Origin of the sequence: Nocardia canadensis (genome assembly GCF_032656385.1) — a bacterium.
In the GTDB taxonomy this organism is placed as follows: domain Bacteria; phylum Actinomycetota; class Actinomycetes; order Mycobacteriales; family Mycobacteriaceae; genus Nocardia; species Nocardia canadensis.
Genome location: NZ_JAVCWB010000008.1, coordinates 1,182,019 through 1,202,030, shown reverse-complemented (window position 1 = coordinate 1,202,030; position 20,012 = coordinate 1,182,019). Strand labels below are relative to the sequence as shown.

At 69.6% G+C, this 20,012-nt stretch carries 22 protein-coding genes; 11 read left to right on the top strand and 11 right to left on the bottom strand.

Translation table 11 applies throughout. The annotated features are described in order from the left end of the window. Positions 1 to 18: 18 nt before the first annotated feature. Entirely contained in the window at positions 19 to 342 is a 324-nt protein-coding gene (locus Q7X29_RS19380) for a DUF4333 domain-containing protein (RefSeq protein WP_316574943.1), read from the top strand. A 3-nt stretch (positions 343 to 345) separates the two neighbouring features. On the opposite strand, the gene Q7X29_RS19375 is transcribed toward Q7X29_RS19380, so the two are convergent. Genes Q7X29_RS19375 through Q7X29_RS19350 form a run of 6 tightly spaced genes read right to left on the bottom strand, consistent with a single transcriptional unit; the run spans position 346 to position 6,000 of the window. After that, positions 346 to 1,956, bottom strand: coding sequence for an acyl-CoA synthetase (locus Q7X29_RS19375; RefSeq protein WP_316574942.1), 1,611 nt, complete (start codon positions 1,954 to 1,956; stop codon positions 346 to 348). A 25-nt stretch (positions 1,957 to 1,981) separates the two neighbouring features. Beyond that, on the bottom strand, positions 1,982 to 3,232 hold the full coding sequence (locus Q7X29_RS19370; protein ID WP_394358704.1) for a hypothetical protein: 1,251 nt from the start codon (positions 3,230 to 3,232) through the stop codon (positions 1,982 to 1,984). Next, positions 3,226 to 3,777, bottom strand: coding sequence for a Cif family virulence factor (locus Q7X29_RS19365; protein WP_218720504.1), 552 nt, complete (start codon positions 3,775 to 3,777; stop codon positions 3,226 to 3,228). Before Q7X29_RS19365 ends, Q7X29_RS19370 begins: the two co-directional genes overlap by 7 nt. Next, complete coding sequence (locus Q7X29_RS19360) at positions 3,777 to 3,998, bottom strand: ferredoxin (protein WP_218720503.1); 222 nt, start codon at positions 3,996 to 3,998, stop codon at positions 3,777 to 3,779. The genes Q7X29_RS19365 and Q7X29_RS19360 overlap by 1 nt, the downstream gene beginning before the upstream one ends. After that, on the bottom strand, positions 3,995 to 4,795 hold the full coding sequence (locus tag Q7X29_RS19355) for an SDR family oxidoreductase (protein WP_316574940.1): 801 nt from the start codon (positions 4,793 to 4,795) through the stop codon (positions 3,995 to 3,997). The genes Q7X29_RS19360 and Q7X29_RS19355 overlap by 4 nt, the downstream gene beginning before the upstream one ends. Then, a complete protein-coding gene (locus Q7X29_RS19350) occupies positions 4,795 to 6,000 on the bottom strand; it encodes a cytochrome P450 (protein ID WP_218720501.1) in 1,206 nt (401 codons plus the stop codon). Before Q7X29_RS19350 ends, Q7X29_RS19355 begins: the two co-directional genes overlap by 1 nt. Before the next feature lie 269 nt (positions 6,001 to 6,269). On the opposite strand from Q7X29_RS19350, the gene Q7X29_RS19345 reads away from it, so the two are divergent. Genes Q7X29_RS19345 through Q7X29_RS19305 form a run of 9 tightly spaced genes read left to right on the top strand, consistent with a single transcriptional unit; the run spans position 6,270 to position 14,860 of the window. Beyond that, positions 6,270 to 7,211, top strand: a complete 942-nt coding sequence (locus Q7X29_RS19345) for an MlaE family ABC transporter permease (protein ID WP_316574939.1) — start codon at positions 6,270 to 6,272, stop codon at positions 7,209 to 7,211. Beyond that, positions 7,211 to 8,077: an ABC transporter permease gene (locus Q7X29_RS19340; protein ID WP_316574938.1), complete on the top strand. Its 867-nt coding sequence runs from the start codon at positions 7,211 to 7,213 to the stop codon at positions 8,075 to 8,077. Before Q7X29_RS19345 ends, Q7X29_RS19340 begins: the two co-directional genes overlap by 1 nt. Positions 8,078 to 8,081: 4 nt before the next feature. After that, the gene (locus Q7X29_RS19335; protein ID WP_316574937.1) at positions 8,082 to 9,128 is read left to right on the top strand and encodes an MlaD family protein; all 1,047 of its coding nucleotides are present in this window, start codon (positions 8,082 to 8,084) and stop codon (positions 9,126 to 9,128) included. Beyond that, on the top strand, positions 9,128 to 10,126 hold the full coding sequence (locus tag Q7X29_RS19330) for an MlaD family protein (RefSeq protein ID WP_316574936.1): 999 nt from the start codon (positions 9,128 to 9,130) through the stop codon (positions 10,124 to 10,126). Before Q7X29_RS19335 ends, Q7X29_RS19330 begins: the two co-directional genes overlap by 1 nt. Then, positions 10,114 to 11,136: an MlaD family protein gene (locus Q7X29_RS19325; RefSeq protein ID WP_218720497.1), complete on the top strand. Its 1,023-nt coding sequence runs from the start codon at positions 10,114 to 10,116 to the stop codon at positions 11,134 to 11,136. The genes Q7X29_RS19330 and Q7X29_RS19325 overlap by 13 nt, the downstream gene beginning before the upstream one ends. After that, a complete protein-coding gene (locus Q7X29_RS19320) occupies positions 11,133 to 12,239 on the top strand; it encodes an MlaD family protein (RefSeq protein WP_255588279.1) in 1,107 nt (368 codons plus the stop codon). The genes Q7X29_RS19325 and Q7X29_RS19320 overlap by 4 nt, the downstream gene beginning before the upstream one ends. After that, entirely contained in the window at positions 12,236 to 13,315 is a 1,080-nt protein-coding gene (locus Q7X29_RS19315; protein ID WP_255588278.1) for an MlaD family protein, read from the top strand. Before Q7X29_RS19320 ends, Q7X29_RS19315 begins: the two co-directional genes overlap by 4 nt. Then, positions 13,312 to 14,268, top strand: a complete 957-nt coding sequence (locus tag Q7X29_RS19310; RefSeq protein ID WP_316574935.1) for an MlaD family protein — start codon at positions 13,312 to 13,314, stop codon at positions 14,266 to 14,268. Before Q7X29_RS19315 ends, Q7X29_RS19310 begins: the two co-directional genes overlap by 4 nt. A 16-nt stretch (positions 14,269 to 14,284) precedes the next feature. Further along, a complete protein-coding gene (locus tag Q7X29_RS19305) occupies positions 14,285 to 14,860 on the top strand; it encodes a hypothetical protein (protein WP_316574934.1) in 576 nt (191 codons plus the stop codon). Between the two features lie 5 nt (positions 14,861 to 14,865). Here Q7X29_RS19305 and Q7X29_RS19300 read toward each other — a convergent pair whose 3' ends face one another. Beyond that, positions 14,866 to 15,012, bottom strand: coding sequence for a DUF1059 domain-containing protein (locus Q7X29_RS19300; protein WP_218720563.1), 147 nt, complete (start codon positions 15,010 to 15,012; stop codon positions 14,866 to 14,868). An 86-nt stretch (positions 15,013 to 15,098) separates the two neighbouring features. Here Q7X29_RS19300 and Q7X29_RS19295 point away from each other — a divergent pair, with 86 nt between their 5' ends. Next, positions 15,099 to 15,755, top strand: coding sequence for a class I SAM-dependent methyltransferase (locus Q7X29_RS19295; protein WP_316574933.1), 657 nt, complete (start codon positions 15,099 to 15,101; stop codon positions 15,753 to 15,755). A 7-nt stretch (positions 15,756 to 15,762) separates the two neighbouring features. Here the strand turns inward: Q7X29_RS19295 and Q7X29_RS19290 are convergent, their stop codons facing one another. Genes Q7X29_RS19290 through Q7X29_RS19275 form a run of 4 tightly spaced genes read right to left on the bottom strand, consistent with a single transcriptional unit; the run spans position 15,763 to position 20,010 of the window. Next, positions 15,763 to 16,785: a prenyltransferase/squalene oxidase repeat-containing protein gene (locus Q7X29_RS19290; protein ID WP_316574932.1), complete on the bottom strand. Its 1,023-nt coding sequence runs from the start codon at positions 16,783 to 16,785 to the stop codon at positions 15,763 to 15,765. Then, on the bottom strand, positions 16,782 to 17,504 hold the full coding sequence (locus Q7X29_RS19285; protein ID WP_218720493.1) for a class I SAM-dependent methyltransferase: 723 nt from the start codon (positions 17,502 to 17,504) through the stop codon (positions 16,782 to 16,784). The genes Q7X29_RS19290 and Q7X29_RS19285 overlap by 4 nt, the downstream gene beginning before the upstream one ends. Then, positions 17,498 to 18,754 carry a glycosyltransferase family 4 protein gene (locus tag Q7X29_RS19280; protein ID WP_316574931.1) on the bottom strand — a complete coding sequence of 419 codons (1,257 nt, stop codon included), beginning with the start codon at positions 18,752 to 18,754 and terminating at the stop codon, positions 17,498 to 17,500. Before Q7X29_RS19280 ends, Q7X29_RS19285 begins: the two co-directional genes overlap by 7 nt. After that, entirely contained in the window at positions 18,754 to 20,010 is a 1,257-nt protein-coding gene (locus Q7X29_RS19275) for a cytochrome P450 (protein ID WP_316574930.1), read from the bottom strand. The genes Q7X29_RS19280 and Q7X29_RS19275 overlap by 1 nt, the downstream gene beginning before the upstream one ends. Between the last annotated feature and the right edge of the window lie 2 nt (positions 20,011 to 20,012).

Sequence of the window (20,012 nt, the reverse complement as noted above, 5' to 3'; positions counted from 1 at the left end):
GCAACAGTGAGGTTCGACATGAGGACAATCCGCACTATTCCCGCCGTCCTCGCGGCCTTGCTGTCGATGGCAGCGGTGTCGGCCGGATGTTCGGTCTCGGTCGGCACCGCCACCGTCGACAAGGAGGCAGTGGCCGAGCAGATCAGCACCCAACTCCAGGCCCAGGTGGGGGAGACGCCGGACGAGGTCACCTGTCCTGAGGATCTGAAGGCGGAGCAGGGTGCCACGATGACGTGCACCCTCACCGAACAGGGCGCCACCTACGACGTGAAGGTCAGGGTCACCTCGGTGGAGGGCGACAACACGAAGTTCGACATCGAGGTGGCCGACGCACCCAACTAGGGCTCAGTCGGCCGCGTGATCGGCCGCGCGCCCGGCGACGTACTCGGTGGCCCAGCGGTAGTCGGGTTTGCCGCTGGGGGAGCGGGAGATGGTGTCGACCACCCAGATCCGTTTGGGCACCTTGTATCCCGCGAGGTGGGCGCGGATGTGGGCGCGCAGTGCGTCGAAATCCACGGTCGCGTCGGGGCCGGTGGCGATCACGGCGGCGACCTGCTGGCCCCACCGTTCGTGCGGGACCCCGACGATGACCGCGTCGTAGACCGCGTCGTGAGCTTTCACGACGGCCTCGACCTCCTCCGGGAACACCTTCTCGCCACCGGTGTTGATCACCATGTTGCCGCGCCCGATCAGGGTGATCGAGCCGTCCGTCTCGGCGCGGGCCCGGTCGTCGGTGACCACGACGCGTGCGCCGTCGACCGTCTTGAACAGCCGCGCGGTGCGTTCGGGGTCCTTGTAGTAGCCGAGCGGCACCGCGCCGGTCTTGGCCAGCCAGCCCTCCTCACCCGGCGCGACCGGTCGCCCGTCCGCGTCGACCACCACCGCGCCGCGACCGGTCTGGACCCGGGGACCGCGGGCGGGGTTGTCGTCCTTCTGTGCGAAACCGATTCCGCCGAAACCGGTTTCGGAGGATCCGATCGAGTCCGAGACCATCGTCGAGGGGAACTTCTCCAGCAGCGCGTTCTTCACCGGCTGCGACAGCAGCGCCGCGCCGGAGGCGATGACCAGCAGCGAGGACGCGTCCACCGGGGCGGTGTCGAAGGCGTCGATGAGCGGACGTGCCATGGCGTCGCCGGTGATCACCATGACGTGCGGGTGGTGGGTGCCGACGGCCCGCCACACCGCGTCCGGGTCGAAACGCGGCTCGAACAGCACCGCGTTGCCCGACCACAGGGCGGTGAAGGTCGGCATCATCGCCGCGGCGTGGATCAGCGGGGGAAGGACGAACCAGATGGCAGGCACCCCTTGCGCGCCGGTCGCGGACTGCTGGTACTCGTCGCGCACCGGCTCGCCGGTGTAGAAGTCCACGCCTCCGCCCAGCACCCGCCACATGTCCTCCTGCCGCCACATGACGCCCTTGGGCAGGCCGGTCGTGCCGCCGGTGTACATCATGAACAGGTCGTCGCCGGTGCGATGCACACTGGGACGGAACGGTTTTCCGGTCTCGACCAGCGTCTCGTACGCGAGGACGCCGGAGCCGGCAGCGCCGGACACCCGGTCGTCGTCGACACAGATCGACTGCCGCACCGACGGTGTGCGAGACAGCGCCGCGCCCACGGCCTCGCCGTAGCTCGCGTGATACACCAGCACGTCGAGGTCGGCGTTGCCGTAGACGTAGGCCAGCTCGGCAGGCCCGTACCGGTAGTTGATGTTGATCGGGACGGCGCCCAGTTTGAAGCAGGCGATCAACGTCTCCATGGTCTCGATGCTGTTGTGCATCTGGAACCCGACGTGCGTGCCGCGGCGCACCCCCGTGCTGGTCAGCTGGTCGGCCAAGCGGTTGGCCCGGATGTCGAGCTCGCGGTAGGTCAGCGAGCGATCGCCCTGGATCAGCGCGACCCGATCGGGCATGGCGTCGGCGGAGTGCTCGAACAGGTCGGCGAAGTTGTTGGCCATCTCAGTCCATCTCTGTGCGGTCCGCTCACACGACGGTGAGCGGCAGGGGTTTCCCGCGGTCGGTGAAGGCGAAGCTCGCGCCGGTGCTGAAGCGGGTCACGGCCACCTCCGAGGCTTCCCGGAACGGCTGTTCGGCCAACGTGATCTCGGCGGTCCAGCCGTGTTCGTCGATCGCGCCGACTCGCGCGGCGAACCGGGGGTTCACGCCACGGACCAGGGCATCGAGCGGGCGCAAGTCCGCCGGGATCAGCAGGGCGGGCCACGCGCCGTCGTTGGTCGCCGGGCTCACCGCCGGAAAGCGCACGCGCACACCGGAGCTCGTGACCGTGCTGTCGATTCCGGTGTAGCTCAGCGGATTCAGCGCGGGATGGATCCGGAGCACCAGGGCGAGTGCGTCGGCGTCGTCACCGAGTGACAGGCAGCGGCGGAGGCGCTCCGAGGTGAGTCCGGCGATCCCGGCGAACTGTTTGCGCGCGATGTCGGCCGCGACCGCCGGCTCGGCGCGTTCCCGGAGGGCGACCAGGAAGCCGAGCGTGAGCAGATGGTGCTGCAGGCTGATCTCGTCGGCCAGCCGGCGCAGGGCCGACCGGGAGAAGTCGCCGAAGCGCAGATCACTCAGCAGTGGTCCGGCGTAGTCGCCCCTGCCCTCCTCGCCCGGGTCGATCGGGGCCAGCACGAGCCCCGCCGCCTCGGAGTTCGCCACGAGGGCGGCGTTGCGTGGGGCGGCGGGCGGAACATGGGACCCATCGATGACGACGGTCCACGCGCACACCGGGGTGCGGTCGGCGGGCACACGGGGTGGTCGGTGCACGGGCCGCACCTGGGCGTGCGGGTTGGTGGCCAGCGCCGTCGCGTCGAAGGTGGGGTCCTCGATGTCGTGGCACATCGCGACCACGAATTCCTCGCCCATCGGTTCGACATCGGCCAGCGCCCCGCAGTGGTCGAGCCAGAACTCCCCGTGATCGTGGTCGTCGACCCGGAAGCGGAAGTCCATGAACTGGGGCGGTGCGCCGATGTCGAGTTGCAGGCCCTTGAAGATCGTCTCGACGCCGTCGCCGGTGATGCCGAGCGCGCGCCGGATGCGCCGGGTGTAGACGGGACTGGCCAACTGCCACTCCTCGATCGCGACCTCGGTCATCCCGGCGCGCCCGAAGGCGGCGATCGTGTGCGCCATGCCGGATCGGTCGATGAGATGACCGCTCAGCAGCAGTTCGGGAACCAGCACCGCCAGCTGGTCCCTGGACAGTGCGTCGTATCCGCTCACCGGCGTCACCACAGGGAGGCGGGTGATTCGCCGATGCGGTACCAGCCCGGCAGCGGCTCCTTCGACACCGAGCGCTCGATCCGCTTCTGCATCCCGGGTGAGAGCGCCCGATCGGTGATCATGTCGAGGAACATCGCCGAGACATTGCCGAAGTCGAAGAAGTCGCGCTGCCACGACCACTGGAAGTCGCCGCCGTAGCGGAACCAGCTGCCGCCGATTCCTTCGGGGGAGTAGTGGCGGCCGTCGGCGCGCGTGCCCTCGTTGATCTGCTTCCAGAATCCGATGACGGTGCCGCTGCGATCGTCGACGACGAACTCCTGGTACGGATAGGTCCAGCCCTCGAGCCCCGCCATCTCCTGGCCGAGAGCCAGTTCGCGGATCTCCGCGCGCCCTACCGCCATGAATTCCTGTGTGGGGCCGTAGTTCCAGCCGTAGGTCGCGTCGATGGTGTACATCTCGGCGAGGGGCTTCCAATCGCCCTTCTCCTCGCACCGCTGGTTCTCCACGACCCAGCGCCGCACCATCTCGTCGAGTTCGGCGCGCTCGAAACCTGCCATCAGTCCGTGCCTTTCGGTGGGGAGTCGGCATCGTCGGCGATCGACAATGCTCGGGTGGGACACCAGCGGATCGCGGCCTGGACGGCACCGTGTTCCGACGGGGCGGGCGTGGGATCGGTGATCTGGACCGTGCCGTGCTTGGGCACGGTGAAGATCGTGGGCGCCTCGTCCTGGCACACGCCGTGCCCTTGGCACAGGTCCGCGTCGACCACGATCCTCATGACGCGCTCCCGCCCTCGGGCAGCGGCCGCAACGGCGCTTCCGGTTGCACCTCGACCAGCACCATGTGGGCGCCGCGTGGCACCGAGATCACCGTGGCGACGGCGTCGGCCAGATGTTCGGGCCGCAGCATGTACGGATGCCGGGCGAAGCCCCAGTCCTTCCAGTCCTGCAGCAGCGGGCCGACGACCTCCGGCGTCGAATCCATGCCCATGCCGGTCAGTGTCGGGCCGGGGCGTACCAGTGACGCCCGGATCCCGCTGCCCTCCAGCTCCATGCGCAGCTGCTCGACCATCGCCTCGAGCCCGTTCTTGGCGGCGCTGTAGGCGCCGCTGCGTGGCCGGGGGTTGTCCGCGCAATCGGAGCTGATCACCACGAGATCGCCGCGGCGCCGGGTCGTCATCCCGGGGAGCACCCGGTGGATCAGGCGATGCGCGCCGACCAGGTGCACCTGCACCTGCCGCAGGAACCGTTCCGGGTCCATCTCGCCGACGAGCGCGAATTCGATGTCGCCCGCGCCGGAGACGAGGATTTCGGTCGGTCCGAGGGCGTCCTCGGCGGCGGTGACGAACGCGTCCACGGACGCGGGATCGGTGACGTCGAGGTGATGGGCGAAGGCCTCGCCACCGTCGGCGCGGATCTTGGCGGCGAGGTCCTCACACCGCTGCACGCGGCGCGCGCCGAGGGCGACCGGGTGGCCGAGAGCGGCCAGGGCAACGGCCGTCGCGGCACCGATGCCGGACGACGCGCCCGCGACCAGGGCCGGCCTGCGTTCGGGGTTGGGTTCGAATCGGGGCACTAGCGGACCTCTACTGTGATGGGAAGTTTGGCGAAGCCACGGACATTGGTCGAATGCACGCGTTCGATGCCCCGCGGGTCGATCCGGTAGGCCGCCACCCGCCGCACGAACTCGCCGAGCACGACGCTCGCCTCGAGCCGGGCCAGATGCGCGCCGAGGCAGAAGTGCACGCCCGCACCGAAACTCGCGAGGGTGCCGCCGCCGCTGCGGTCGATCCGGTAGGTGTCGCCGTCGTCGAACGCCGCCGGATCCCGATTGGCCGCGCCGATCAGCAACAGCACCTTCGCCCCGGCCGGGATGGTGCCGCCGTGGTAGTCGAGGTCGACCGCCGCGGTACGGGCGACGAGCTGACTCGAGGTGTCGTAGCGCAGCGTCTCCTCGACCCAGTCCGCGACCAGGTCGGGATCGGCGGCGACCTTGGCGTACTCCACGGGATCGACCCCCGCCCAGTAGAGGGCGTTGCCGAGAAGCTTGGTGGTGGTCTCGTTTCCGGCGACCACCATCAGGAACATGAACCCGATGATCTCGTCGTCGGTGAGGGTGTCGTCGTCGATCTCGGCGTCGAGCAATGCCGAGGTGAGGTCGTCGCGGGGGTCGGCCCGGCGCTGGGCGACCATGTCGGCGTAGTACCCGAACAGCCGGATCGAGGCGTCGATCGCGTCGGCGGGCACATCGAGAACACCTTCCTCGCGGTGCACCACCAGATCGGCCAGCCGCCGGATCTCGGCGCGGTCCGGCTCCGGCACCCCCATGAGTTCGGAGATGACGTCCATCGGCAGCTTGCCCGCGACGTCGTCGATCCAGTCGAAGCGCCCCCGCGCGAGGGCGGGTTCGAGGTGCTCGAGGGTGATCTGGCGGATCCGGTCTTCCATCTCGGCGACCCGCTTCGGGGTGAATCCCTTGTAGACCAGCCTGCGCATACGCATGTGCCGGGGATCGTCCATCGCCAGAAACGACATCACCCGATGCGCGTGTGGTCCCCACGCCGCCGGGTCGAGCGAAACTCCGTTGGCGCTGGAGAGCCGATTGTTGTCGCGAAATGCCGCGAGGACATCGGAATGCCGCGACAGCGCCCAGAAATCGAGATCCGGGTTGTGATAAAGCGGCGCCTCGGTGCGCAGCCGGTGATACGTGGGATACGGATCCTCGTGGAATCGATAGTCGTACGGATCGAAATACACGGGCTCCACAGCGGCGCTGGTCATCGTGAACACCCCGGTTCCGATCGGATGTCTCCGACAGCGTCGGGTCGGTCGAGACCCGAAGGAGACAGGTAGCTGGACATGTGTCTGGACGGTATCACCGACGCGCACCGGGCACAACGCTTTCGCGGACGATCGCGACGACGACGTGCCCGGCCCGCTTGGCGAGAGTCACCTCAAAGATGCTGGTAATCAACATTTTCGGACCGCATGGTCGGGCCCGATCCGGGCCTGGGCAGGCTCGGCGGGGAGCTGGTCAGGAATCTGGAACAGTGTCTGGAATGTGGTCTAGATCATATGGTACGGTCACCCGCATGGCACGCGTAGACGGCGAAGTCGCACCGGCCGGCGGCGGTGCGGTGGGGGTCGGTGGCCTGGAATTGCCGGAGCCGAAACAGGCCGGTGCCGCACAGATCCTGCGCCGGAATTTCTCGGTCACCGTCCTATCCAGCGTGGCCACCCTCGGCCGGGCCCTGCGCATCGGCGCGAGTGCCGTGTCGCTCGGCATCGTGGACGCGGTTCGATGGCGATTCCAGATCCACGAAACACTCGCCCAGGCGTGGTTTCTCATCCGGGTCACCGTGGTGCCGAGTATTTTGATGGCCATTCCGTTCGGCGTCATCGTTTCCGCGCAAGTCGGCAATATCGTGTCCGAACTCGGCGCCGATTCGATGATCGGCGCGGCGGGCGGGCTCGGTGTCATCAAACAGGGCGCGCCGATGGCCACCGCGATGTTGCTGGGCGGAGCGGGGGCGGCCGCGATCGCCGCCGACCTGGGCGCCCGGACCATCCGCGAGGAGGTCGACGCGCTGCGGGTCATGGGCGTCGACCCGGTGCGACGCCTGGTCGTCCCGCGGATCGTGGCGATGATGCTGGTGGCGCCGCTGCTCAACATCCTGATCATCGTCGTCGGCGTCGCGTCCGGGTTCGTGGTCGCGGTGTCGGCGCTGAACGTGACACCGGGCAGCTACTGGTCGTCGTTCGGCGCCTTCACGACGCCGATCGACCTGTGGGTCTCGTTGGTCAAGGCGCTGCTCTTCGGATTCCTGGTCGTGGTCATCGCCTGCCAGCGTGGGCTGGAGGCTACCGGCGGGCCGCGGGGTGTGGCCGACGGGGTCAATGCGGCGGTGGTGATGTCGATCGCGGCGGTTGTCGTCCTGAACACCGTGATCACCCAGGTGGTCACGCTGTTCTTCCCGGTCAGGATGGCGTGATGACGGCGGCTCCGTACTATCCCGTCGGGCTGCGCTGGGTGGGGCGGCTGCGGCGTGCCCGCGTGCACCCGCTCGCCCCGATCGACTCGCTCGGGTTCGTCCTCGGATTCGTTTGGCAGGTCGTGTCTTCGGTGCCCTATACCCTGCTGCGTTACCGCCGCCAGACGGTGGCGACGGTGACCGACATGACCTGGGGCCGCGGCTCGGTGATCATCGGTGGCGGGGTGGTGCCGCTGATGCTGCTGCTCGGTGCGGCCATGGGCGCCTCCATCGGCATCGAGGCCTTCAGCGCGCTGAATCTGCTGTCGCTGGGTCAGCTCAGCGGCCTGATCTCGGCCTTCGGCGTGACCCGCGAACTCGCGCCCATCGCGGCCGGGATCGGCTTCGCGGCCCAGGCCGGGTGCCGGATGACCGCCGAGATCGGGTCCATGCGCATCTCCGAGGAGATCGACGCGCTCGAATCGCTCGGTATCCGGTCGGTGCCCTTCGTCGTGACCACCCGGGTGATCGCCGGGATCATTGCCGTGGCACCGGCGTTCGTGGTCGCGCTGATCCTGAGCTACGCCTCCTGCGCGCTGATCGTCACCACGATCCACGGCACCCCCTCGGGGACCTACGACCACTACTTCGACCAATTCGTGGTGGGCTGGGACGTCGTCGCCGCGACCGTGAAGGTGATGGTGTTCGCGGTGGCTGTCGTCCTGATCCACTGCTACCAGGGCTATTTCGCCACCGGCGGTCCGGAGGGGGTCGGCATCGGCTCGGGTCGGGCGATCCGCGCCAGCCTGGTGGCGATCATCGCCCTCGACATGGTCGCCACGATCCTGCTGTGGGGATTCCAGTCTCCCGTGACCTTCACCGGGTGATGCCATGCCTGCCTACGCCTTGCCGGGAACCGAGGTCGGACCTCGCCGTGCCCGCGCTCTCGGTGCGGTCGCCGTCATCGTCGCGTTGCTCGCTCTGCTCGCGTGGCGGGTACTGCCCGAGGACCGGCCCGACGGGGAGATCCGGGTCGAGTTGCTGGTCGAGCAGGTAGGTGCCGGTGTCGGTCCGGGGACCGAGGTCCGGCTCGACGGCGTGCGGGTCGGGTCGGTCGGGACGATCGACTCGGCGGGCCGGGGGATACAGCGAATCAGCCTGATGCTGAACGGCTCTCAGCTGTTCGGGCTGACGAACACGCTGAGTGTGGACTATGCCCCGGGCAATCTCTTCGGCATCAGCGCCCTCGAACTCCACTCCGGCGCCGGCGGTGTCGCCCTGACCGAGGGGTCGACCGTCGACCTGACCGTCGGCGCCGCCGACCGGGTGCGCGACGCTACCCTCTCGGCCCTGCTGACCTCCACCGGCGCGCTCACCGACGAGGTGCTGACGCCCCGGCTCGCCGATCTGCTCGCCACGATCTCCCGCGACCTCGCCGCCTTCGGTCCCCTCCTCGAAGCCATCGGCGCGACCGCGCGCTCGTTCGCCGAAACCCAGCGGCTGCCACCGTCGATGCTGTTCGACCAGTTCGGGTCGGCGCTGTCCGGTCTCCCACCGATGCTGACCGGCAGCCTGACCCTGCTCTACGCCGACTACACCAACGAATACCTGAGCACCCCTGAACATCTCGCGAAGTTCGGCCGGATGTTCTCCGATATCCAATACCAGCTGTTGCCGACCGTCACCGCGTTGCTCGGTACCTCGCGGCACTACTTCGGCGGCCTGCTACCCATGACGAGCCTCGTCTTCGATCAGCTGTCCGGCTCGATCAGCGCGCCGGAACGGTCCGGGCGGCAGCTGAGCGAACTGCTCGAGCGGCTGGACTCCGCCTTCGTCGACACCCCGCAGGGCCCCGTGTTGCGCGCCGCCGTCGACCTCGACGTGGTGCCGGGGCTGGCCGGGCCGCTGGCCGCCCTGCTGCCTGAGGGTGGTCGCTGATGAGCACCCGATCCCTGCTCCTGCGGGTGCTCTCGGCGACGGCCGCGATGGCCCTCGTGCTCGTCGGTGTGCTGCGGGTGATCGAACGCCCGGTCGACGGCGAAACCTACACCTACACAGCGCTGTTCACCGATGCGAACGGCCTGCGCCGCGGCGACGACGTGCGCCTGCACGGCGTGCAGATCGGCAAGGTGGGTGAGGTCGAACTCGACGGCGCGCTGGCGCGGGTGCGTTTCACGGTGGTCCGGGACCGCGCGCCGGCCACCGGCACCACGATCGCGATCCGCTACCAGAATCTCACCGGATTCCGGTACCTGGAGCTCCGGCCGCCCGACTCACCCGGCCGTCCGCGCGACCCGGCCGCGGTCTTCGGGACCGCGGAGACGGTGCCCGACTTCGACATCACCCGACTGTTCAAGGGTTTGCAACCCGTCCTGGCGCAGCTGTCGCCCGAGGACCTGAACCGGTTCGCGACCAGCATTCTCGCCGTGATCCAGGGCGACGGCTCGGGCATCGGCCCAGCGCTGGGCGCCATCGACACGCTGAGCCGCTACGCCTCCGATCGGCAGGCCGTCCTGTCGACACTGGCCGCCAATCTCGCGCAGGTCGCCGATCACCTGGGCGGAAAGTCGGGCAACGCGATGCGGCTGCTGACCAATCTGACCAACCTCTTCGTCACCATCACCGAGAAGCTGCCCGGACTGGTCGATTTCGCCGCGGGAATCCCGGTGGTGCTCCAGCCGCTGCGCAGCATGCTCACCGTGCTCGGCGTCACCGGCGAACGCGACCGCGATCTCGACGCCGCCCTCCAGCGCGCCTTCCCCGACCCGGCCGACGCGGCGGCCGCGTTCGAGAACCTGCCCGGGCTGATCCAGGCCATGGCGCAGGCCGTTCCGGCGACCGGGCCCGACCTGGTCTGCACCCACGGTGCGACCGAGGCGCCGGAACCGCTGCGCGTACTGCTGACCGGACAGGGAGTCGTGCTGTGTCATCGATAGTGTCGCGCGGGCACCGTGTTCGGCGGTGGGCTCGTGACCCGCAGGCCGCGGATCTGCGGTGGGGGATCGCGGGACTCTGCGCGGCCGTGCTCCTGCTGATCGCGATCGGCGCGGTGTATGTCACCGGAACCTCGCCCGAGCGGACCTATGCGGCCGAGCTCGCCCAGGCGGGTTCGGTCCGGCCGGGCGACGATGTGCGCCTGGCCGGCATCCCGGTCGGCAAGGTCAGGTCGCTGACGCTGCTCACCGACCGGGTCCGGATGGAGTTCACCGTCCGCGCGGACGCCTTCCTCGGCGACCAGACGACCCTCGACATCCGGATGCTGACCTTCGTCGGCGGCTATTACGTCGCCGTCCTGCCCGCCGGTACCCGGCCGCTCGGGCCGGCCGTCATCCCCCGGGAGCGAGTCATCGTGCCCTACAACCTGACCCAGGCCTTCCAGGACGCGATCCGGCCCGTCCGCCGGATCGACGGCGGCGTCGTCCGGCGGGATCTCGCGGCACTGTCGACCGCGATCGAACAGAGTCCGGAGGCCGTGCGCGCGGCGGTGCGCGCGGCCGGCGACGTGGTCGAGATCCTCGACGAACAGAATGCCGACATCTCCCGCACCCTGGCCATCGCCGACGAGTATCTGTCCGCGCTCGACACGAATGCCGGGGTGCTGGCGCGGCTGCTGATCACCTTGGGCACGCTCGAGCAGATCATCCAGACCAACAAGGTGCAGGTGGCGCAATCCCTGCGCGATCTCGCCGTGGTGTTGCACGACGTGACGCCGCTGGGGCGGGCGTGGGACGCCTCGCTGAAGCAGCGCGTCCAACCGCTGGCGGACGCGATTCCCCCGCTCGAGCAGCTCGGCGCCCGGCTCGGCGCGCTGCTGGATGCCGTGCGCGCGCTCCAGCACCGGCTGGCACCGCTGCTGCCCGCGGGCGGCGGGATCACCATCGACCAGTCCACGGCCACCCTTCCGGTTCCCGCGCTGTGCATTCCGCTGCCAGGAGGCGCGTGTTGACGAAGTCGATCCTGGGGTCACGGGGGCTGATGTCGGCCGCGGTCGTGGTCGTCGTGGTGCTGGCGGGGGCGCTCGGTCTGCGGCTGAGCACACCGCATCCGCCGATGCGCGCCTACTGCGCCGACCTGCCCGACAGCATCGGGCTCTACGAGGGCAGCGCGGTGACCGTCCTCGGCGTGCCCGTCGGTCGCGTCACCGGGATCAGCGTCGTCGGCGTGTCGGCGCGGGTCGAGTTCACCGTGCGCGCCGATCGCACACTCCCGGCCGACGTGGGGGCGGTGACGGTCAGCGACACCCTGATCGCCGATCGGCGGCTCGCCCTCATCGGCGACGAACCGGCCGGACCCGGCCTGGCCTCGGGCGGCGCGTGCATCACGAAAACCCTGACACCCAAGAGCCTCTCGCAGACCTTCGACGCCCTGGCCGGCCTCGCCGATCAACTCAACGGTTCGGGTGATCCCGCCCAACGCACCGCTGTCGGCGCCGGACTCGACGCGCTCGATCGCGCCACCACCGGCACGGGCGACCAGCTCAACGACCTGATCCTCGCGCTGAGCCGGGCGCTGTCGGCACCGGACGCGGCCATCGGGCACCTCGGACAGCTGCTCGACGCCCTCAGCGCGCTCGCCCAGCGGGCACGCCACGGCTGGGCGCAGGTGGAGACCACGGTGTCGGGGCTGCCGCAAACCTTCGACGACATCGTCACCATCGCGTTCCCACCGATCATCCAGATCGTCGCCACGCTGGCCGAGCTCTTGCCCCAGCTCAACGACGTCGTCATGATGTTCGGTTCGCCCGCGCTGCGCGCGCTGGACTCCGTCCCCGAGCTGTCGCGCATGATCGCGGCGGGTGTCTCCTCGCTCGCCGAGGTGATCGCGCGGACTCCCGTGCTGGCCGGCGGATTCGCCGGTGCGGTCGACCCGGTGAGCGGACAGCTGACCATCGGCTACGCGCCACCGAAACTCGCACCGGCCCCGCCGGACTCGGCGCGGATCTGCGCGGCGGTGCAGGCCGTCACCGGGCAGGGTTGTCAGACCTCGGCCGAGGGTGTGGTGACGATTCCGGCACTGCCGGTCCTACTCGCGGGGGTGAGTACACGATGACACGCATCCGGCGCCGGGTCCTCGGCGTTCTGTTGGTCGCGGGAATGACGCTGGCGGGCAGCGGATGTGGCTTTCAGCCCGCCGACCTGCCGGTGCCCGGCACCGGCGTCGGCGGCCCAACCTATCACCTGCGGATCGAGTTCGCCGATGTGCTGAATCTGCCGCAGGGCGCCGAGGTGATCGCGGCGGGCGTGCGGGTGGGCAGGCTGACGGGGGTCGCCCTGGTCGACCCGGTGGCCGCCACCCCGGAGATGGCGGCGCGGCCGGGGTACGCGGTGGCCGATGTCGAGATCCGGCAGTCGGTCCGGCTGCCGGTGGGCACGACCGCCGTGCTGCGCCAGGAGACACCGCTCGGCGACGTCCATATCGCGCTGGGCGAGCCGGGCGGCGACACCGCGGGCACGCTGACCGACGGCGCGACCATCCCCCTGGCCGACACCACTCAGGCCCCACCGATCGAGGACATCCTGGCCGGTCTGTCGACGTTCCTCGGCAGCGGCGCGGTCACCGACTTCCAGAGCATCCTGCGCACCGCGAACGGGCTGCTGCCCGAGGATCCGCGCGACACCGCCCGGATCGCCGGGGTGCTCGGCGCCGACCTGTCGGATCTGGGCGCGCACCTCGACTCGGTCGACGCCCTGCTCGACGGGATGGAAGCGACGGTCGAGGACGGCCTGCGACAGAACCTGCCGATGCTCGACGAACTGCTCACCCCCTACGGCGTCGACCACACCACCGACGCCGTCAACGCCCAGATCGGCGTCATCTTCGTGCTCACCGCGCTCGGCCCGGTCGCGCCGAGCGCGCAGTGGCTCGGCCCGCTGCTGTCCTCGCTCGACGACACCACCCGGGCCGTGGTGCCCGTGCTGTTCGGCAGCAGCCCCCTCGACACCGCGTCGCCGTCGAACATGCAGACCCTCATCGATCTGATCAATACCGAGCTCGTGCCGTTCGCGACCCGCGGCCCGAAGGTGGACCTGGTCGACGTCGGCGTCACCGGGGCGCCCGGCCTCACCTCGGGCGATCGCACCGGCCGCATCGTCGACACCCTGCGGATGATCGGGGCGGTGCGATGAATCTGCGTGCGGTGGTATCACTGTCGGCTATCGCGGCGGTGCTGATCCTCGGCGTCGCCTACATGTCGTTCGGCGTGCTCGGCTTCGACCCGCGACGGGACTTCCTCACCGCCGAGATGACCCTCGACAGCGCGGGCGGGTTGGTGCCGAACGCGCCGGTGCTGCTCGCGGGCGTTCGAGTGGGCCGGGTCGAAGCGGTGCGCAAGCAGGCCAGCGGTGTGCGGGTGGCGTTGCGGATCGACAGCAGCCGGCGGATTCCGCTGTCGAGCACGGTGCGGATCGAGCAGTTGTCGGCGCTCGGGGAGCCCTATCTGGTATTCGCGCCGGACTCCGGTGCCGGGCCGTATCTCGAGGACGGACAGGTGATCCCGACCGATCGGATCCACCTGCCGATCACCGTCACCGCCCTGTCCGCGAAACTGGTCGACCTGCTCGCACAGATTCGGCCCGAAGTGATCGCGCGCCTGGTGGACACCTTCGACCGCGCGCTCGCGGGCACCGACGCGGCGCGGCAGACGCTGCACCGATCCTCGAACCTGCTCGCCGCGACACTGCTCAGCCGCACCGACGCGATCCGGGGGCTGTTCGCCGACATCCAGGCTCTCGGCGGCGACATGGCCTGGCTGGGACCGTCGTTGGGCGCCGCGGGCCCGAAGTTCGGCGAGTTCGGCGTCACCCTGAGCGCGATCGTCGAATCGGGCTCGGCGCTCGTGGAAAGCCGTCCGCTGGACGACTACGTCACCGGCGACGGGCTCGTCCCGTTCCTGGCCCGTCTCACGGAGCTGATCACCGAGATCGGGCCGAGCATCGAACCCTTGGGTCAGGTGCTCGACCCGGTGGTGACCGACGCCGTGCACCGCGCCCCCGCGATCGACGTCAGCACCCTGATCGACCAGGCCCTGCAGAGTGTGGGCCCCGACGGCACGGTGCACTTCCGCATCGCCGTCAAATAGCGACGAAGGACAGCGCATGAGCACAGCGACAGCGGAACCCACCACCACCGACAGCGGTCGGCAGGCGCCGCGGACGGTATCGCTGCGGCTGTCCAGCATCCTGGTGGCCGTCGCGATCGGCGGACTCACCGTCGCGACGATCACCTTCGCCGTGCTGTACTTCTCGGCCCGGTCCACGCTCGCCGACCGCGACGCCCGCGCGGCCGACGAGCGGCACGCCGAGCGCATCGCGATCGACTACGGGGTGGGCGCGTCGACGATCGACTACCGCGACGTCACGGCGTGGTTCGGCCGGTTGCGCGCGGGTACCGCGCCGCAGCTGACGGCGAAGTTCGACGCCACCGCACCGCAGCTCGAACAGATCCTGCTGCCGCTGCAATGGACCTCCACCGCGACTCCGCTCTCGGCGACAGTCGTCTCGGAGTCCGGGGGGATCTACAAGGTCAACGCCTATTTCACGGTCGTCTCCACGAGCGCCCAGAATCCCGGTGGCGCGGCCGCCACCGTCACCTACTCGCTGACCATCGACCGCAACGCGGGCTGGACGATCACCGAAGTGGGCGGGTTGCAGAACAGCTTGCCGAAGAAGTAGCGCGGTCAGTAGGCGATGAAGAGGATCTCGTCGCGCGTGTAGTCGTGGTCGGGATGATTTTCGGCCAGATGCGCCTGCGTCCGGGCGACCAGGTCGTCCTCGTTGTCGGCGTTGATCTGGGTACCGCAGGGGCAGTTGAGGCGAGTCTTCATCACGGTTTCTCCTGTGCCGGTCACCGCCCGGCGATCTGCTGGACAGTAGTCCGGAGTCTATTCCAATCGCTGTGTTAGCGTGAGTCATGGGACCCGTAGACGAGCTCTCCGCCGAGGCCGGTGCGCTGTTCGCGCTCGCCGAGCAGGCCACCGGATTCATGCCGGCGGACGAAGGGCGCGCGCTGTACACCGCCGCCCGCGACTACGCGGGCACGGGAACCATTCTCGAAATCGGCACCTACTGTGGCAAGTCGGCGGTCTATCTCGGCGCCGCGGCACGCGAGACCGGCGCGACCGTCTTCACCGTCGATCATCATCGGGGCTCGGAGGAGCACCAGCCGGGCTGGGAGTATCACGACACCGGTTTGGTCGACCCCGAGACGGGCGTCTTCGATACCGTGACGGCCTTCCGGCGCACCATGATCCGGGCCGGCCTGACCGACACCGTCATAGCGATCATCGGATCCTCCGCCGCGGCCGCCCGCATCTGGCGGACCCCGCTCAGCATGCTCTTCATCGACGGCGGCCACACCGAGGAAGCCGCCCAGCGCGATTACGACAACTGGGTGCACTGGGTCGCGGGCGGTGGACTGCTGGCGATCCACGACGTCTTCCCCGACCCCGCCGACGGTGGGCAGGCCCCGTTCGGCATCTACCGCCGGGCCCTCGACAGCGGCAAGTTCCGCGAGCTCTCGGTGACCGGCTCGCTGCGCATCCTCCAGCGGATCGCCGCCTGCGGCTGAGCTCGCCTCAGCAGTCGACGGCGTCGCGGAAGAGGCCGTTGGCGGCGGTGGTGCGGCTCAGGGCGTCGGCGGCGAGCACGACGGCGGCCGCGGTCCAGGTGGTGCGTTCCTCCGGCCAGCGCTTACCGTCGGTGAACACCAGACCGGTCCAGTAGGACCCGTCGAGATCACGCAGGTGCTGCATCGCGGTGAACAGCGTGGCGGCGGTGGCGGTGTCGCCGTCGGCGTCGAGGGCGAGGACCAGTTCGCAGGTCTCCGCACCGGTCACCCAGGGCGCGTCGGCGACGCAGCGGATGCCGAGGTCGGCGACCACGAATTCGTCCCAGTGCCGCGCGATCCGGGCCCGGGCGGCCGGACCGCGCAGCGCGCCACCGAGAATCGGGTAGTACCAATCCATCGAGTAGCGGCTCTTGTCCAGGAAGACTTCCGGATGGTCGCGCAGGGCTCGGCCGAGCCTGCGGCGCGCGCGGACCCAGTCCGGGCGGGGATCACCCAGACGCTCGGCGAGGGTCACCGCACAGCCCAGGCTGTGATAGATGCTCGAGCACCCGGTCAGCAGTGCCTCGCCGGAGGTGCCCGATTCGTTTGCCGACCAATGGATCTCGCCGTGGGCGCCCTGCTGCAGACCGAGCACGAAGTCGATGCCCGCGCGGACCGTCGGCCACAGCTCGGCGGCGAAGCCCGCGTCACCGGTGACGGTCAGCGCGTGCAGGACACCGGTGGCGAGATAGGCACAGAAGTTGGCGTCGGCATCGTGGTTCTCGACGACCCCACCGCGCGTCTGCATCGGCCACGACCCGTCCGTGCGCTGGGTCTTGGCCGACCAGATGTAGGCCTCGCGGGCCTGGTCCCACAATCCGGCCACGGTCAGCGCCATCGCGGATTCGACGTGGTCCCACGGATCGGTGTGACCGCCGGTGAACCAGGGGATCGCCCCGTCGGGTTCCTGTGCGGCGGCGATGGTCTCGGCGGTGCGCCGCAGCTCGCGCGCCGAGACGACGCCCGCGACGGCCGGCAGGACCGCCGTCATCGCCGCACCGCCGGCTTCGTGAAATAGAGGGCGACGGACTTGCCGACGAGCGGGTTCAGCAGGCGTTCGGCCGTGCGGGTCAGCGTGGGCGCCGACATCATGTCCCACACCAGCAGGCGGTGATACGCGCGCACCAGCGGATTGTCGTCGTCGCGCACGCCCACCGCGCATTTGAGCCACCAGTAGGGCGAATGCAGCGCGTGCGCGAATTCCCGGTGGACACAGCGCAGTCCGTGCGCGGTGACCTTGTCGCGGAGCTCGTCGGCTCGGTAGATCCGCACGTGGCCGCCCTCGTTGGCGTGATATTCGTCCGAGAGCGCCCAGCAGAGGCGTTCCGGCAGCCAGCGCGGCACCGTGACCGCAAGCGCGCCACCGGGTGTGACGATGCGGGCGAGCTCGGCGATCGCCCGATCGTCGGCCGGGACGTGCTCGAGGATCTCCGAGGCGATGACCACGTCGAATTCGCCGTCGCCGTAGGGCAGGTCGAGCGCGTCACCACGCACGGTCTCGGCCTTGGCGTACTCGGGTGCCTCGCCCGCCGCGGCCATGGCCTCGAACATGGCGTCCACCTGCGCCAGATCCTGCGCGTTCTGGTCGAAGGCCACGACGTCGGCGCCCCGGCGGTAGGCCTGGAACGCGTGCCGTCCCGCTCCGCAGCCGACATCGATCACCCGGGAACCGGGTCCGACGCCCAAGCGGTCGAAGTCGACGGTCAGCATGGATCCTCCTGCGAATGCCCGAAATCGGGGGAGTGGAAGCGGTCGATCGCGCGCTCGTAGACCGCGACGGTCTGCGCGGCGACGGCGGCCCAGCTGAACAGGTCGACGGCCCGCCGACGACCCCGCTCGCCCATCCGCCGCCGACGTGCCGGATCGGCGAGCAGCTCGCCCAGGACCCGGGTCAGCGCATCGATGTCGCCGGGCGTGATCAATTCCGCGCAGTCGCCGACCACCTCGGGCAGCGCACCGGCCCGGCTGGCGACCAAGGGCGTGCCGCTGGCCATGGCCTCGACCGCGGGCAGCGAGAACCCCTCGTACATCGAGGGAATGCAGGCGATCTCGGCCGTGGCGAGCACTGCGGCGAGCCGGTCGTCGCTGAGTCCGCTGACCGGGGTGACGATATCGGCGAGACCGAGTTCGGCGATGAGTTTCTCGGTGGGCCCGTTCGGCTCCAGCTTGGCGACCAACCGCAGCTCGACCTCGTGGTGATGGCGCAGCCGCGCCAGCGCGTGCAGCAGGTGCGCGATGCCCTTGAGCGGCCTGTCGGCGCTGGCGACCGCCACGATCCGGCCACGGACTCGGGGCGTCTCGCGCGGCCGGAACAGCGCGGTGTCCACGCCGAGGGGGACCGTGCGCAGCTGTGCCGGGACGACGCCGAAGTCGGCGGCGATATCGGCGGCCGACGATTCCGACACCGTGATCAGGTCCGGAATCCGGCGGGCCACCCGCTGCTGCATGCCGAGGAATCCGTACCAGCGCCGGACGAACGGGCGCCGCCGCCACGGCGCCGCGGCCAGATCCACCGCGCGATCACGGGTGATCGGATGATGGATCGTCGCCACCAGCGGCCGCAGGCGGGCGATGTCGAGCAGTCCGTACCCGAGGCACTGATTGTCGTGCACGACATCGAAGTCCGCTGCGCGGGTCGCCAGCAGTCGGGCGGCGCGCAGGCTGAAGGTGCGCGGTTCCGGGAACCCGGCCGTCCACATGGTGGCGAGTTCGAGCAGGTCGATCCGGTCGCGGATCTCGCGCGGGTGCGGCGTGCGGAAGGGATCGTCGTCACGGTAGAGGTCCAGGCTCGGTACCTCGGTCAGCCGGACCCGGGGGTCGAGGTCTTCCGGATAGGGCTGACCGGAGAACACCTCGACCTGATGCCCCAGCTCGACGAGCCCCTGGCTGAGATATCGGACATAGACCCCCTGGCCGCCGCAGTGGGCCTTGCTCCGGTAGGACAGCAACGCGATCCGCATCAGCGCACCCCGGTCCCGTAGTCGACCTGCCAGTGTTTGATGCCGTTGATCCACCCCGACCGCAGCCGCTGCGGCTCGGCGACCTGGGTCAGTTTCGGCATCACCTCGGCGATCGCCCCGAAGACGAGATCGATCTCGAGCCGGGCCAGATTCGCCCCGACGCAGAAGTGGGCGCCGGTGCCGCCGAAGCCCAGATGCGGGTTGGGGTCGCGCAGGATGTCGAAGGTGAACGGCGAGGCGAAGGCGTCCTCGTCGAAATTGGCCGAGCTGTAGAACAATCCGACCCGGTCACCGGCCCGGATGCGCTGCCCGCCGAGCTCGGTGTCGGCGGTGGCGGTGCGCTGGAACACCGTCACCGGTGTCGCCCACCGGACGATCTCGTCGGGCGCGGTGGCCGGGCGGCGCGCCCGGTAGAGCTCCCACTGATCGGGGTGGTCGACGAAGGCCTTCATACCGTGGGTGATGGCGTTGCGGGTGGTCTCGTTGCCTGCCACCGCGAGCAGGATGACGAAGAATCCGAACTCGTCGGAGCCGAGCGCCTCACCGTCGAGGTCGGCGTGCACGAGCTTGCTCACGATGTCTTCGCGCGGGTCGGCCCGGCGCTGCTCGGCCAGGTCCCAGGCGTAGCCGAGGATGCCCGTCGCGGCGGCGGAGGAGGCGTCGGTGGTAGTGGCGTCACCGTATTCCGGGTCGTCGTAGTTGAGCATCTGATTCGACCAGTCGAACAGCTTGCGGCGGTCCTCCTGGGGCACCCCGACGAGTTCCGCGATGGCCTGCAGCGGTAGTTCACACGCCACCTGCTCGACGAAGTCACCGCCACCGGTCTTCGCGGCCTCGTGCACGATGGCAGCCGCCCGCTCGGCCAGTGCCGCGCGCAACCCCTCGACCGCGCGCGGGGTGAACCCCTTGGCGATGATGCGCCGGATCTTGGTGTGCTTGGGCGGGTCCATGTTCAGCAGCAGCGCGCCGGTCAGCTCGATCTGCTCGGGCGTCACTTCGCCGGGCAGCCGGATGACCGAACCCTTGCGCTGTGACGAGAACAGGTCGGGATTGCGCGAGATCTCCTTGATGTCCTCATGTTTGGTGACGACCCAGTAGCCGCCGTCGCGGAACCCGCCCGACTGCGCGTCGGTCTGCGCGTTCCACCACACGGGCGCGGTCCGGCGTAGTTCGGCGAATTCCTGGACGGGGTTACGGTGTTGCCAGAGAGCTGGATCGGTGAAATCGAATCCGATGGGTAGCGACGGTGCTGACACGG

What these genes read in the sequence shown, in the direction of transcription:
- Q7X29_RS19305 (WP_316574934.1), top strand. Translation starts at nt 14,285, where the DNA reads ATGAGCACAGCGACAGCGGAACCCACCACCACCGACAGCGGTCGGCAG.
- Q7X29_RS19330 (WP_316574936.1), top strand. Translation starts at nt 9,128, where the DNA reads ATGAGCACCCGATCCCTGCTCCTGCGGGTGCTCTCGGCGACGGCCGCG.
- Q7X29_RS19365 (WP_218720504.1), bottom strand. Translation starts at nt 3,777, where the DNA reads ATGGCAGGTTTCGAGCGCGCCGAACTCGACGAGATGGTGCGGCGCTGG.
- Q7X29_RS19380 (WP_316574943.1), top strand. Translation starts at nt 19, where the DNA reads ATGAGGACAATCCGCACTATTCCCGCCGTCCTCGCGGCCTTGCTGTCG.
- Q7X29_RS19280 (WP_316574931.1), bottom strand. Translation starts at nt 18,754, where the DNA reads ATGCGGATCGCGTTGCTGTCCTACCGGAGCAAGGCCCACTGCGGCGGC.
- Q7X29_RS19375 (WP_316574942.1), bottom strand. Translation starts at nt 1,956, where the DNA reads ATGGCCAACAACTTCGCCGACCTGTTCGAGCACTCCGCCGACGCCATG.
- Q7X29_RS19310 (WP_316574935.1), top strand. Translation starts at nt 13,312, where the DNA reads ATGAATCTGCGTGCGGTGGTATCACTGTCGGCTATCGCGGCGGTGCTG.
- Q7X29_RS19285 (WP_218720493.1), bottom strand. Translation starts at nt 17,504, where the DNA reads ATGCTGACCGTCGACTTCGACCGCTTGGGCGTCGGACCCGGTTCCCGG.
- Q7X29_RS19360 (WP_218720503.1), bottom strand. Translation starts at nt 3,998, where the DNA reads ATGAGGATCGTGGTCGACGCGGACCTGTGCCAAGGGCACGGCGTGTGC.
- Q7X29_RS19295 (WP_316574933.1), top strand. Translation starts at nt 15,099, where the DNA reads ATGGGACCCGTAGACGAGCTCTCCGCCGAGGCCGGTGCGCTGTTCGCG.
- Q7X29_RS19340 (WP_316574938.1), top strand. Translation starts at nt 7,211, where the DNA reads ATGACGGCGGCTCCGTACTATCCCGTCGGGCTGCGCTGGGTGGGGCGG.
- Q7X29_RS19300 (WP_218720563.1), bottom strand. Translation starts at nt 15,012, where the DNA reads ATGAAGACTCGCCTCAACTGCCCCTGCGGTACCCAGATCAACGCCGAC.
- Q7X29_RS19350 (WP_218720501.1), bottom strand. Translation starts at nt 6,000, where the DNA reads ATGACCAGCGCCGCTGTGGAGCCCGTGTATTTCGATCCGTACGACTAT.
- Q7X29_RS19290 (WP_316574932.1), bottom strand. Translation starts at nt 16,785, where the DNA reads ATGACGGCGGTCCTGCCGGCCGTCGCGGGCGTCGTCTCGGCGCGCGAG.
- Q7X29_RS19315 (WP_255588278.1), top strand. Translation starts at nt 12,236, where the DNA reads ATGACACGCATCCGGCGCCGGGTCCTCGGCGTTCTGTTGGTCGCGGGA.
- Q7X29_RS19335 (WP_316574937.1), top strand. Translation starts at nt 8,082, where the DNA reads ATGCCTGCCTACGCCTTGCCGGGAACCGAGGTCGGACCTCGCCGTGCC.